14 protein-coding genes are annotated in these 13,084 nt (G+C 39.9%); 8 read left to right on the top strand and 6 right to left on the bottom strand.

The window, feature by feature from the left end; all coding sequences use genetic code 11:
- The first annotated feature begins 103 nt into the window (after positions 1–103).
- The gene (gene fkpA, locus FJ709_RS15775) at positions 104–853 is read left to right on the top strand and encodes an FKBP-type peptidyl-prolyl cis-trans isomerase (protein WP_226410966.1); all 750 of its coding nucleotides are present in this window, start codon (positions 104–106) and stop codon (positions 851–853) included.
- Positions 854–954: 101 nt separating this feature from the next.
- Here the strand turns inward: fkpA and FJ709_RS15770 are convergent, their stop codons facing one another.
- Positions 955–1,920 carry a zinc transporter ZntB gene (locus tag FJ709_RS15770; RefSeq protein ID WP_226410965.1) on the bottom strand — a complete coding sequence of 322 codons (966 nt, stop codon included), beginning with the start codon at positions 1,918–1,920 and terminating at the stop codon, positions 955–957.
- 197 nt (positions 1,921–2,117) lie between these two features.
- Here FJ709_RS15770 and FJ709_RS15765 point away from each other — a divergent pair, with 197 nt between their 5' ends.
- The gene (locus tag FJ709_RS15765; RefSeq protein WP_226410964.1) at positions 2,118–2,486 is read left to right on the top strand and encodes a YacL family protein; all 369 of its coding nucleotides are present in this window, start codon (positions 2,118–2,120) and stop codon (positions 2,484–2,486) included.
- A gap of 183 nt (positions 2,487–2,669) precedes the next feature.
- On the opposite strand, the gene FJ709_RS15760 is transcribed toward FJ709_RS15765, so the two are convergent.
- Together FJ709_RS15760 and narQ are read right to left on the bottom strand one after the other, a co-directional pair.
- Complete coding sequence (locus tag FJ709_RS15760) at positions 2,670–3,299, bottom strand: response regulator (protein WP_226410963.1); 630 nt, start codon at positions 3,297–3,299, stop codon at positions 2,670–2,672.
- Positions 3,292–5,004: a nitrate/nitrite two-component system sensor histidine kinase NarQ gene (gene narQ, locus FJ709_RS15755; RefSeq protein ID WP_226410962.1), complete on the bottom strand. Its 1,713-nt coding sequence runs from the start codon at positions 5,002–5,004 to the stop codon at positions 3,292–3,294. The genes FJ709_RS15760 and narQ overlap by 8 nt, the downstream gene beginning before the upstream one ends.
- Positions 5,005–5,296: 292 nt before the next feature.
- Here narQ and nrfA point away from each other — a divergent pair, with 292 nt between their 5' ends.
- The 5 genes from nrfA to FJ709_RS15730 all read left to right on the top strand — a co-directional run bounded on the left by nrfA (position 5,297) and on the right by FJ709_RS15730 (position 10,402).
- Positions 5,297–6,691: an ammonia-forming nitrite reductase cytochrome c552 subunit gene (nrfA, locus tag FJ709_RS15750; RefSeq protein WP_226410961.1), complete on the top strand. Its 1,395-nt coding sequence runs from the start codon at positions 5,297–5,299 to the stop codon at positions 6,689–6,691.
- 329 nt (positions 6,692–7,020) lie between these two features.
- On the top strand, positions 7,021–7,359 hold the full coding sequence (locus tag FJ709_RS15745) for a P-II family nitrogen regulator (RefSeq protein WP_226410960.1): 339 nt from the start codon (positions 7,021–7,023) through the stop codon (positions 7,357–7,359).
- 12 nt (positions 7,360–7,371) lie between these two features.
- The gene (locus tag FJ709_RS15740; RefSeq protein ID WP_226410959.1) at positions 7,372–8,622 is read left to right on the top strand and encodes an ammonium transporter; all 1,251 of its coding nucleotides are present in this window, start codon (positions 7,372–7,374) and stop codon (positions 8,620–8,622) included.
- 94 nt (positions 8,623–8,716) lie between these two features.
- Positions 8,717–9,058, top strand: coding sequence for a hypothetical protein (locus FJ709_RS15735; RefSeq protein WP_404829970.1), 342 nt, complete (start codon positions 8,717–8,719; stop codon positions 9,056–9,058).
- A gap of 120 nt (positions 9,059–9,178) precedes the next feature.
- Entirely contained in the window at positions 9,179–10,402 is a 1,224-nt protein-coding gene (locus FJ709_RS15730; protein ID WP_226410958.1) for a tetratricopeptide repeat protein, read from the top strand.
- A gap of 63 nt (positions 10,403–10,465) precedes the next feature.
- On the opposite strand, the gene FJ709_RS15725 is transcribed toward FJ709_RS15730, so the two are convergent.
- Together FJ709_RS15725 and FJ709_RS15720 are read right to left on the bottom strand one after the other, a co-directional pair.
- Positions 10,466–10,714: a hypothetical protein gene (locus FJ709_RS15725; protein ID WP_226410957.1), complete on the bottom strand. Its 249-nt coding sequence runs from the start codon at positions 10,712–10,714 to the stop codon at positions 10,466–10,468.
- An 18-nt stretch (positions 10,715–10,732) separates the two neighbouring features.
- The gene (locus FJ709_RS15720) at positions 10,733–11,269 is read right to left on the bottom strand and encodes a hypothetical protein (protein ID WP_226410956.1); all 537 of its coding nucleotides are present in this window, start codon (positions 11,267–11,269) and stop codon (positions 10,733–10,735) included.
- 417 nt (positions 11,270–11,686) lie between these two features.
- Between FJ709_RS15720 and aroG the strand changes: the two genes are divergently transcribed.
- Positions 11,687–12,739, top strand: a complete 1,053-nt coding sequence (aroG, locus tag FJ709_RS15715; protein ID WP_226410955.1) for a 3-deoxy-7-phosphoheptulonate synthase AroG — start codon at positions 11,687–11,689, stop codon at positions 12,737–12,739.
- Between the two features lie 46 nt (positions 12,740–12,785).
- Here aroG and FJ709_RS15710 read toward each other — a convergent pair whose 3' ends face one another.
- On the bottom strand, positions 12,786–12,962 hold the full coding sequence (locus FJ709_RS15710; protein ID WP_226410954.1) for a hypothetical protein: 177 nt from the start codon (positions 12,960–12,962) through the stop codon (positions 12,786–12,788).
- Positions 12,963–13,084: the final 122 nt, after the last annotated feature.

Here is a 13,084-nt window from a genome sequence, read left to right as displayed (position 1 = left end):
AGAAATAGTTAGTATAAAGTGGCTTACTAACATTAGCCTAATTGTCTCATTACAGACAGTGATGTGCTTATTGTAACCACTTAAGGATGCTGAGGAAGCTTTAATGAAATCAATTTATAAATTATCGTTAGTTGCATTAGCCGTTGTTGGTCTAACTGCATGTAACCAGGAAGAAGCTGTAGCGAAAAAAGTTGAGCTTACAACTGAAGCTCAAAAAGAAGCTTACAGTGTGGGTGCATCTATCGGTAAGTACATGTCTGGCCATATCAAAGAACAAGAAGAGCTTGGTTTTGCTGTTGATCGTACTTTGATCATCCAAGGCTTTAGTGATGGTTTAGTCGATACTACTGACTTGACCGAAGAAGAAATGCAAACGGTTTTACAAGGTCTAGACCAAAAATTAAATGACAAGCGTTTAGAGCAAGCTGAAACTTTAGCAGCTAAAGCGATTGAAGAAGGTCAGAAGTTTCTAAGTGATAACAAAGCTAAAGAAGGCGTTGTAACGACTGAATCTGGCTTACAGTATGAAGTATTAACTGCAGGTGAAGGCGATAAGCCTGCTGCTGAAGATACAGTAGAAGTGCATTATCGTGGCACATTAACCGACGGTACTGAGTTTGATAGCTCATACACTCGTGGCGAGCCTGCAAAATTCCCGCTTAACCGCGTAATTCCAGGTTGGACCGAAGGCGTTCAGTTAATGTCTGTTGGTGCAAAATACAAGTTTGTTATTCCAGCTGAATTAGCTTATGGCGATCGTGATACTGGTACTATTCCAGCTAACTCGACATTAGTGTTTGAAGTTGAATTAATTTCAATTGAAAAAGCTCCTGCTGAAGCGGCTGCAAAATAACTTATTAGCTAATCGTTAATAATTAATATAAAAAATGGGCGCTAATTAGCGCCCATTTTTTATGGATTACTTTTACAGTGGATCATTATCGCTATCTAAGGTTAAATCCATTTTAAGCGATAAAATAAGTACATTTGCATTGCGATTAAGGTAATTAATCCGCCACAAAATGCAGCAAATGCCCAATTTGTTTCCGCTCCAGGAATACCGCCGATGTTGACCCCGAGTAAACCGGTTAAAAATCCCAGTGGTAAAAAAATCGCTGAAATAAGTGATAGGAAATACAAGCGTTGATTGAGCTGCTCAGCTTGTCGGGATTGAAGCTCTTCCTGGGTAACACTAGCGCGATCGCGAATAGCATCTAAGTCTTCTATCACTCTTATCAGGTTATCCTGAGTTTCCCGTAAACGAATTTTATCCTGCTGATCAAGTAGCAGACTGCTTTCATGCAAAATTTTACCTAGAGCCTCGCGTTGTGGTGCAAGGTATCTTCGTAATACAACGGTTTGACGGCGTAATTCAGCAATATCCATTCGCAATGATTTATTGGTGTCGGTCACAACCCGCTCTTCTAATTCATCCATCAGTTCTTCAAGTTTATTAATGTATCCCACTTGACGTTGTGTAAGGTGATCGACAACCGATAAAATAAACCCAGCACTATCAATAGGGCCTTTGACTGCTTTAATGCTATCGGCTATTTCTGTAATTGATTGTAATTGGCGCTCACAAGTCGAAATTATCCGATGTTCTTCGCTATAGATACGTATTGAAACCATGTCCTCCGGCGCTGAGTCTGGGTTAAGGTTAACGCCACGTAATGTTAATAGAATTCCATTGGTGGAATGCACCACCCTAGGGCGTGTGTCTGAAGCCAGTAGAATATCTCGTTCGGCTTTTTCTAGTTTTTGATTATTCAACCAGTGGCGGGCATCGGTTGATTTATATTTTAAATGCACCCAAAGTAAACCGTCTTCGGTCTTCCAATTGGCTAACTGCTCTTCTGATAGTGTTTGACCTGCATTTGGGCCAGTTAGCAGTAAGCAATAAATAAATCCTTTGTGCATAAGGCGTTTCCTTAACGAATTGTATTTGAAAATCAATTCTGATGAATTAGGGCTACTTTACGATATATACTGGCAGTGCCCAATAGTTATCGTACTGTCATTTACAGCAAAATATCATTTATAGTTTAAAATAGGTTATGGCAGATTGAGTCATAGCCAAGAATTATTAAAAGCCTGAGCATAATTAAGAGTATAAAATGGAATTCGAATTTCGACGTAATCGTCTAGATGACACTGTATTTGCCAGTTTCAGCATGGATCATGAAGTGTTTGGTCGCTGGTTTGCCGAAGAGTTAGGCGCTGATGTGACCCGTGCTCAGCAAGTGCTGACTCACATTACCCAATTAATCGCTGGGGTTAACACCCAATGGCGGGATATTGGTAATGATTTAACCCTTGATGCCGACATTGAGCAGGTACGTATTTTTGTTAACGCGATTGATTTTGACGAAGAGCATAATCTTGAAGACGGTATGTCCTTATATGATGCTGAATCAGAGGGGTATTGTGGCCTGGAAGACTTTGAAAAAGCGCTTAAAAGCTGGTTGGTATTTATTCAAGAATAAATTTTTCAGATTTAATTGATGTTTGCTGCAGATAGGTTACAAGATGAAAATGTTATTTAAGCGCGCTTTTTAAGCGCGCCCTTTCACCAGATAAAACATCATATTGTACAAAAGCACCAGTCATCGCATTTGTATTCATATTAGTTATCGCGAATGAGTTATAAATCCAAATATTACAATAATTTATTGGTTTAAGTACCTTACCGCCATCTCAGTACGTGATTTAGCATTCGCTTTACGGAGCAAGTTTTTAACATGCACTTTTACTGTGCCTTCGCTGATATGCAAGTCTTCTGAAATCACTCTATTACTTTTGCCTTCGGCCAATTCCTGTAAGATTTGCAGCTCTCGTGGGGTGAGGCTTTCAATCCATCCATTATCATCCGGTGCGGTCTTCAATTCGTATAGATAGGCCTCAACTTCTGCGCTGATCACGCGGTGGCCGGACATGGCCTTTTTAAGCTGTTCCAACAGTAACTCTGGCTCAGTGTCTTTTAATAAATATCCATCAGCACCAGCACGAAGTAGACGAATAACATCTTGTTTCGCATCTGATACTGTCAAAATAACGATGCGAGCTGTCACCCCTTCCTGACGCATGGCATTTAAGGTATCTAACCCCGACATACCCTTCATGTTTAAGTCTAATAAAATAATGTCAGGTTCATTAGCGCTTAATGCAGTTAACGCATCTAAACCGGTACCGACTTCACCGAATAGAGTAAAATCTCCATCAGAGGTAATGAGTTGGCAAATACCACGACGAAGTAAGGGGTGATCGTCGACAACGAGTACTGAATATGGCTTACCCATTTAAAGGCTCCTGCTGTGGTGGAAAACTAAGTGTTACCGTGGTGCCGCCAGTAGTGTTAGCACTAAAGGACAGTTGGCCATTTAATTTGCTGGCACGCTCATGCATTATACCAATGCCAAAGTGTTGATCACGCTCTTTTAAATGTGACACACCCATGCCGTCATCTGAAATAGTGATGTTAATTATTGCTGATGATGTTAAGTAACAATCTATCACGATATATTTTGCATTGGCGTGTTTAATTGCATTTAACGTGGCCTCACGGGTTAAATGTAAAATATGAATATGTTGTTTGGCTTCAAGTAAATGCGCTGATAGTGTGTATTGTAAACTCAGCTGAATATCTGTTTGGGGCCTTAATTGGTCAAGCATGACTTCTAAGGCGTGGTTTAAATTAGGCTCTTTAATGGTTAAGCGAAAAGTCGATAATAATTCCCGCAGTTGGGCATAGGCAAAGCTGACGCCATCATTAATTTCACTGATTTGCTGTTCTACTGCTTCATTACGGCAACTGTCAGGTAATTTTTTACGCAGTAAACTGACCTGAATTTTTAAAAATGACAATAACTGCCCTAAAGAATCATGTAACTCACGGGCAATCACAGCGCGCTCTTCCATTAGCGCGAGTTGTTGCCTTTGTTCAGTCGCATTATGTATCGTAATTGAACGTGCTAGCATCACCGCAAAATTAATAAATAAGGGATTATTGAGCTTATGTGTGGAAATGACTTCTAAATAGCCCTGGCGGGTTTGCTCTAATTGCAGCGGAAAACACACGCTATTTTGAGGTGTCGAAGGCCAACCTTTACTGGCCTCAATAACGTCTTGAGATTGGTCTTCATGTTCAATGACTAATCTTAAAAAGTCTAATTTTTCAAATATTTGCAGTTGATCTAACGCTGACTTTAGTGCTTTGTAGTCAAGCCTGTCTGAATGCAACATAATCAAGTTATCATATAAGAAATAGAGTTCATTGTTGGCACGTGTTAGCGCTAAGGTTTTATCAGATACCTGTTGTTCAAGATCTTGATATAAATTTGATAATTCTGAGGCCGTTTTTTTCAGTGCATTACTTAATGCCGTTAGCTCTATGTAATCCGTTTTAGGCATATCGACATCGAAATTACCTTGTGAAATAGTAATTGCACTATCCATTAATAATTGCAGCGGTTTTACCACTCGCCTGCGGGTAAACACAACGGCAATAGCGGCAACGATTAACATTAATGTTAATCCAATAACTTGACTAAGTACCAATAATCTCAATTTATCGGCGGAAAAACGTTCTATTTCTAATACCAGAGTGTCGACGGTATCAACAAAATCGGTTAACGCTTCACTATAAAGCTTGGTTTCACCGGTTTCTGCATAGCTTCTCATTAACTGCCATTTATCTATCACTAATAAGTACTGTTTTGATAAGATTTTTGGGCTGTACCACGCGAGGGAATTTTGCAGTTCGTTTGAGTTGAGGGTGTTTTCAAACTCTTCAATTTTGGCGTTCACTTGGTCATTTTCTGTGTTGGCAGACAGTAATAGTCGATAACTTTGCATACGTAATGAACCTGAGGCGTTAATTGCACGTGCATCACCAATACTGAATGATAAATTGATAATTGAGTACACAGCTAAACTTGAAGAAAGCAAAATAAGCACCAACATGACCCCCAGTATCGTAGAGGTTAAACTACCGCGTGTTAACATTTTCGATCCATTTTATGACGTTTTTCAGCTGATTTAGTGTGACATGTTTATCCACTTGAAACACCCCTCAAACATATGTAAACAGTGAGTTCTACATTAGCTCGCGCTTTAATACATTAACAGAATTGAAAAAGTGTGAGATACAACATGTTCACATATTGATCTGGCGCATACTTCTATCCTTATATCCCTAAAGGGGTATTCTTAATTAAGGCTTAAATAGCTAATTTTGACCTTGAAATATCGTGGTTATAAATTAATTATAAAGTAACACGGAGTGAAGGTGATGAAGATGAACGTTACACATACTGTATTAAGTGCAGTGATTGTGACCAGCTTTTTAGCTGCTGGTGCAATAGCAAGTGATAAGACTGAACCCCGCAGTGAAGTATATAAAGATAAGTATTCTGCTCAGTATGAGTCTTGGCATGATACCAGTGAAAGTAAAGAAATTGTTGATATGTTGGAAGAAGTACCTAGCTTAGTGGTTTTATGGGCAGGTTACGGTTTCGCAAAAGATTATAATGCGCCACGCGGTCACCATTATGCGGTCACTGATGTCACTAACACATTACGTACCGGCGCCCCCAAAAATGCTGAAGACGGCCCAATGCCGATGGCATGTTGGAGCTGTAAAAGTCCTGATGTTCCCCGTGTAATTGAAGAGCAAGGCGAAGATGGCTATTTCGCGGGCAAATGGGCTAAAGGTGGACCTGAAATTGTTAACACAATCGGTTGTAGTGACTGTCATGAAAAAGGTTCACCTAAATTACGCATCTCTCGTCCATATGTCGATCGTGCATTAGATGCAATTGGCACACCTTTTGATAAAGCGTCACGTAAAGATAAGCAATCTATGGTTTGTGCGCAGTGCCATGTAGAGTACTACTTCGAGAAAACAGCAGATAAACCTGGTTTTGTGAAGTTCCCATGGGATATGGGAACCACAGTTGAGCAAATGGAGGTTTACTACGACAATATGGAGTTCTCTGATTGGACCCATGCTGTATCTCGAACTCCTATGCTTAAAGCACAGCACCCAGGTTATGAAACTTGGAAAGCAGGTGTGCACGGTAAAAACAACGTAACCTGTATAGATTGTCATATGCCTAAAGTGGCTAAAGCAAATGGTAAAGGTAAGTTTACCGATCACAAAGTGGGTAATCCGTTCGACCGTTTTGATGAAACCTGTGCTACCTGCCATAACCAAAGCAAAGAGTTCATGGTTGATTTAACTAATGAACGCAAGCAAAAAGTAGGTGAACTTAAAGCCAGTGCTGAAGCGCAATTAGTTAAAGCTCACTTTGAAGCAAAAGCGGCTTGGGATGCGGGTGCAACTGAAGCTGAAATGAAGCCCATCCTTATGGATATCCGTCATTCACAGTGGCGCTGGGACTTTGCAACTGCATCGCACGGCGTTGCAGCTCACGCAGCTGATGAAGCATTACGTATTTTAGGCACCGCGGTTGATAAAGCGGCTAATGCTCGTATCAAGCTTGCTCATCTATTGGCGGCTAAAGGTGTTAAGCAACCCATTGCTTATCCTGACACGTCGACTAAAGCAAAAGCACAAGCAGCATTAGGCATGGACATGAAAACAATGAATGCAGAAAAAGAAGCATTCAAGAAAAATCTAGTGCCTAAATGGCAAGAAGAAGCAAAAAAACGCGAAGCGACTTATAAGTAAGTTGTTAAGCTTACTCAAGGCAACTTTGAATAGTTAACTTGAATTAGCTAAATGCTTTAGTAAAGCCCTCGAAAGAGGGCTTTTTTTATGCGGTTTATAACTTGGCTAACGCTAATCTTTTCTTCGCTCATTTCATCGTAGAGCTGCACCAATATTAAGCGGCATGGTTTTGTAGTGCACCATTATGGTGCTAAATTGTCGCTATTTTTATTGAAAACTTACTCTATTTCTTTTTAAAACATTAACTTAAAAAACTGGCCTGATGATTGAATCTGTTTTATCAACAAATATATAACAAATTCATATTTTATTAATTTTTGGAGGTCGGGATGAAACTCGTCAGCGCAATCATCAAACCATTTAAATTGGATGATGTCCGTGAAGCAATAGCTGGTATGGGCATTGAGGGTATGACAGTTACTGAGGTAAAAGGTTTTGGTCGTCAAAAAGGTCACACTGAGCTTTATCGTGGTGCTGAATATCAAGTGGATTTTTTACCTAAAGTAAAATTAGAAATAGCCACTAAAGAAGAAAACCTAGATATGTTAATTGAGGCTATTACCACTGCAGCGCATACCGGCAAAATTGGTGACGGTAAGATTTTTGTAACTAATTTAGAACAAGCCGTGCGTATTCGTACCGGTGAAGTTGATAACGAAGCATTATAAGGGGCAATGATAATGGAAGAATTAGCAAAATTAGGACTAACTGTTAGCGAGTTACGCTTTGCATTAGATACTTTCTATTTTTTGATCTCTGGTGCATTAGTGATGTGGATGGCAGCAGGGTTTGCCATGTTGGAAGCTGGCTTAGTACGTTCAAAAAATACCACTGAAATTTTAACTAAAAACGTATGTCTATATGCTATCGCTTGTGTAACCTACCTGCTTGTTGGATATAACATCATGTATGTCGACAACGCTGAAGGCGGTATTATTCCTTCATTTGGAGCATTAATTGGTTCGCAAGCTGCTGATGCTGACCATGCGCTAGAATCTGACTTTTTCTTCCAAGTTGTGTTTGTTGCTACCGCGATGTCGATTGTATCGGGTGCAGTTGCAGAGCGCATGAAGTTATGGGCCTTCCTGGCATTTTCGGTGTTTATGACTGCAATTATTTATCCTGTAGAAGGTTATTGGACTTGGGGCGGTGGATTTTTATCAGAAGCTGGTTTTGTTGATTTTGCGGGCAGTGGCATAGTGCACATGGCTGGTGCGGCAGCGGCTGTTGCAGGTGTATTATTACTGGGTGCTCGTAAAGGTAAATATGGTGCTAACGGCCAGGTTAATCCAATTCCAGGATCTAACTTACCAATGGCAACTTTAGGTATGTTTATTCTGTGGATGGGCTGGTTTGGCTTTAACGGTGGCTCACAGTTATTGGTGTCTGATGCTGAAAATGCGTCAGCCGTGGCTAAGGTTTTCGTCAACACTAACTCTGCCGCCGCATTCGGTGCTATAGCAGCCTTGATTGTGTGTAAAGTGGTGTGGGGTAAAGCTGACTTAACCATGATATTAAACGGTGCTTTAGCAGGTCTTGTGGCAATTACGGCAGATCCATTATCGCCTTCACTTGTTATGGCAGGTGTCATTGGTTTGGTTGCAGGTGGTGTGGTTATTTTCTCGATTATTGGTTTTGACCGTATCAAAATTGACGATCCAGTGGGCGCAATCTCAGTTCATGGTGTAGCAGGTCTATTAGGGCTGATGCTAGTGCCATTATCAAATGCTGATGCAAGTTTTGGATCGCAGTTATTCGGTGCAGCAGTTATCTTTGGCTGGGTATTCACAGCGTCACTTCTAGTCTGGTTTGTTCTCAAAGTGACTATGGGTATTCGTGTTAGTGAAGAGGAAGAGTATGTCGGTATGGATGCATCTGACTGTGGTATTGACGCTTATCCTGAGTTTGTTAGCGTAAAAAACGGTAGCTAATTTTACAAGTGTCGTAATATTTAAGCAGAGTCCTTTAGGGCTCTGTTTTTTTATGTGCTAGATTTATTGTTTATGACATCATTTGAGACGGCCTATGAATACCTTCAATCACTTTATGACTTTTACGCTAATCGCGATAAGTTTAATGGTCAGTTATTCGCTTAGTGCTGGGCAAGTTGTGGTAAGAAAGTCATCTGAACAATTTGATGCTTTTGCCGTTCGCGATCAAATTGCTAAAGAGTTCGAATGGCAAGAGGCACTCAGAATGCAGCAGCAAATTGAAATTTTACAGGCCCTGCCAGTGGGCTGTATTCCATTTGCTTTGCCGTATCGATATTTTAGCTGTAATGGCTTTGCTTATCGTCCGTATGACTATCAAAATAAAGAGTTATTTATTAAAATAGATCCGCCTAAGCATCCAGCACAACCTAAATAGTACTCTGTGAATCTGAGTTGAACTGATTGATGCCCGTTGTTAAATTCACGTCTTTTTGGCTGAAAAGGGTTTACTTGACTAAACTTATCTTATTCTTATTTCGATTAAGAGGGTTGGGTTATGTGGTCTATTACCTTTCAACAGTACGTCAATCCTATTACTGGTTTACATCAACTTAAGCAAAGAGTGTTACCTATATTGGTAATGTTTGCACTCTTGTGGCCACTGTCTGGCTGTCAGTCTACGCCTGCTTCAGTAGAGCCTATTGATGTGGAATCACTATTCTATGACGAGCTATTTACCACAACTGATATCATCTCACCTGAGCAAATTTATAGCTTACCTTTGTCTTATGTCGCCCAAATAAAGCAAATTTATTCAAGAGATAATGCCACTAAACATCGGAAAATGCCTATTCACCAGTGGCTGGCCCAATATATTGGAGCGCAAAATGGTGGCTTTGAATACCGAGACCATTACACACGCCCTGCCAGTGAAACGGCCATTAATCGGCAAGGCAACTGTATGTCGCTGGTGGTATTATCAGCCGCATTAGCGGATGTGTTTAATATACCTGTAGAATTTCAAGATATTGATGTTGAGCCTGTTTGGGATAGGCGAGGCGGATTTTATCTTGTAAATGGCCATGTGAATTTATTCTTAGTCGCCACTACTGATGCTAATACTGTTTCATTTCGTGACAGCAAGATATTAGTTGATTTTCTACCTGAAAGGTCTGTACGTGGTTTTGGTCAAAAACGGGTCAATAAACAAACCTTAACCGCAATGTATTACAACAATATTGCCGCCGAAGCATTGGTGGAGCAAAAGTATGACTTAGCTTATGCCTTGATTAAACAAGCGATTAGAATGGATCCTAAGTTTGTAGCCAGTATCAATACACTCGCAGTGATATATCGACATAAGGGCGACGATGAAAAGGCTGAACAAGCATATCAAGCTGCGTTGTCGGTCGATAATCAAGACATGACGACTTTATTTAATTTAGCCTTGATTCTGGGTGAGCAAGATAGGTTAGATGAATGGGCGGCTGTACATAAAATTCTGGAGTTACAGAGAATCAACAACCCGTTTTATTATTATGATATGGCGCAGCAAGCCTATTTTGAACAGCATTACCAAGAGGCGGTGGTGTGGTATAAAAGAGCACTCGAAAAGGCAGATTATCGGCATGAGTTCTACTTCGGCCTATCAAAGACTTATTGGGCCACGGGTGAACGAGGTTTAGCGCAAAAGAATATGCAAAAAGCATTGGCATTAACGGGGGATGTCGATGATAAACGTCGATATCAAAATAAGCTGCAGGCAATGAAAAGTTGGTAATAATATAATTTGAGCATAAAAAAGTTGTGCTCAAGTTGTATTGAGTCGCTTTAGACCCGGATGTTAGTGCTCAACATACTGAGTGTTATATTTACCTTGCTCCGCATCAAGCAATATTTGTTGGTACAGGTTACTTTGTTTTAGTTGGGATATTGCCTCATCAACTAAAATGGCAGTTTGTTGATCATGACAAGCAATATAGCGAGGTGCAGAGTCGAACAGGATTACCTGAGTGACTTCGTAAGGGTGTTTGATTTTGTGTCGGATTTTATGACGGTAATAATCAAAAATACGCTGCTCTAAAATAACCATTTGTGTATGCTCGCCAAATTACATTAGCACCTGACTTTGTTGGCTAGCAATTTCAGTATAATCTTGGTGCTGTTTTGATACTTCGATAAATTCATCCCCCAAATATTGACTGGCATTTTGGAAACTGATCAAAGAGTATTTTTTGAGATCGCTAATGGTGTCGATTTTGAGTTTGTTCTTGGTTAAATAAAACAGGCTATTTTGATATTCGATTAAACTTTGAGTCAGAAATAAGCCATCATCAGTGGCAGGGGCGTTAATAATGCAATCCACCTGTTTGGTTTTAACTAATCTCAATGCCCGTAAGTTCGTCGCATAAGTAATACTACCCAATTCTAGGTGACTAATCTGAAATGCTGAAGCTAACAAGTTATATTGTAGCCCGCCTTTTTTATCGACAAAAAAGTAAGGCTCAATACTGCTACTGGTTGTAAAAGTAATTGGTATATTGTTTGATCTAGGTTCTGCTGCATCGACACCAGCCAAGCTAACATCAGTAAGCTCTTCGCCAGTATAGGCCAATTCTGTTGAGCAAAGTGCGGGAGATATTAGCATGAGACTAAACAAACAGATTAAAGACCAATAATGGTTTAGTTTACTGTGCGGTTTAAGGGCGCGACTTGGTAATCTCAAATTATTTCACCTTATAAAACTGCATCGTTACCTGTAAAGTTCATTGAGTAACTATTATTCAGATGTGACTGGAGTATAACAAGCTCATTATGATCCTGCAGAAGATATTTTATGGTGTTATTTTTTGATGAGATTAACAAATCTAAAAATGAGATGAAGTAAATTATATCTTTAATATAAACAATGGTATAAAAACAATATTTTTATATTTGAATAGTTTATTGATTTGTTGATGGATAGTGGGTAAATTTTAATGTCATGTTTATGTAAATACCATTCATTTGGGACAATTTTTTGCAAAACGATTGAAATTTAGCCTGCAAGCCGGAGTTGTATTATATGTATTATCAAAATGATGATGTGCGCATCAATGAAGTCAAAGAGTTACTTCCCCCTATAGCCATTTTAGAGCGATTTCCGGCATCTGAAAATGCATCTGAAACGGTATTTACTGCGCGCAATAGTATTCATAATATCTTGGCTAGAAAAGATGACCGCTTACTCGTGGTGATAGGGCCCTGTTCAATTCATGACACTAAAGCTGCACTTGAATACGGCCAACGTTTAGCTACTATGCGTGAAAAATATGCTGATGAGCTTGAAGTGGTTATGCGAGTGTATTTTGAAAAACCACGGACAACCGTTGGTTGGAAGGGGCTCATTAATGATCCTTTTATGGATAACAGCTTTAAATTGAATGATGGACTACGCACTGCACGAAAACTGCTTGTTGATTTAAATGATCTTGGTATTCCCACTGCCGGTGAATATTTAGATATGATCACACCGCAATATGTGGCTGATATGATGTGTTGGGGCGCTATTGGCGCACGTACGACAGAATCTCAAGTCCACCGTGAGCTGGCATCAGGATTGTCATGCCCAGTCGGCTTTAAAAATGGTACTGATGGCACCATAAAAGTGGCCATAGATGCGATTGGAGCAGCTAATGCACCGCATCATTTTTTATCTGTTACCAAGTTTGGTCATTCGGCGATTGTATCTACCAAAGGAAATCCTGACTGTCATATCATTTTACGCGGAGGTAAAAAGCCTAACTACAGCGCAGAAGATGTCAGTAAAATCCAATCACAACTTATCTCGTCTCAATTAGCTGACAATATTATGATCGACTTTAGCCATGCCAATAGTGCTAAGGATTATAAACGTCAGATGCTAGTTGCTGAAGATGTAGCAGCTCAGATTGCGGCAGGTAATCAGGGTATTTTTGGTGTGATGGTTGAAAGCCATCTAGTTGAAGGACGCCAGGATATCGTTGATGGAAAAGTTGCATGTTACGGCCAAAGTGTCACCGACGCATGTATAGGGTGGCAAGATACCGAATCGCTTTTAGCCACGCTTAGCAACAGCGTAATAAAACGAAGAGGCTAAAAAAATATTTAATATAGAGTTTAATAAATATGGCGCCTTACGCGCCTTATTTTTTAACGCTTTGTGTCAAATACTCATTAGCTTTGGCAAGTGTTCCAAATGCTAAAATGAGATTGTTACGCCCTTTGTCTTGTAATTCAGGGTTATCTGACTCTATCATCATCCAAACCCATGTTTGAATTAACTGTAGTGGAGGGTATTTTATATTCTCACTGTCTAGCATAAAGCTTCCTACCAATCATATTCAATTAACGATTACTCCACTTACTCATTAGCTTATTGTGCTAATTCTTTTGGGTAACCTAGTACGGTTAAAGAGTAGCAAATTCTGATCTTAGAAATAAC

The sequence above is a fragment of the Shewanella glacialimarina genome (assembly GCF_020511155.1).
Taxonomy (GTDB): domain Bacteria; phylum Pseudomonadota; class Gammaproteobacteria; order Enterobacterales; family Shewanellaceae; genus Shewanella; species Shewanella glacialimarina.
The sequence above is the reverse complement of the archived record's forward strand: the minus strand, read 5'-3'. Positions and strand labels throughout refer to the sequence as shown.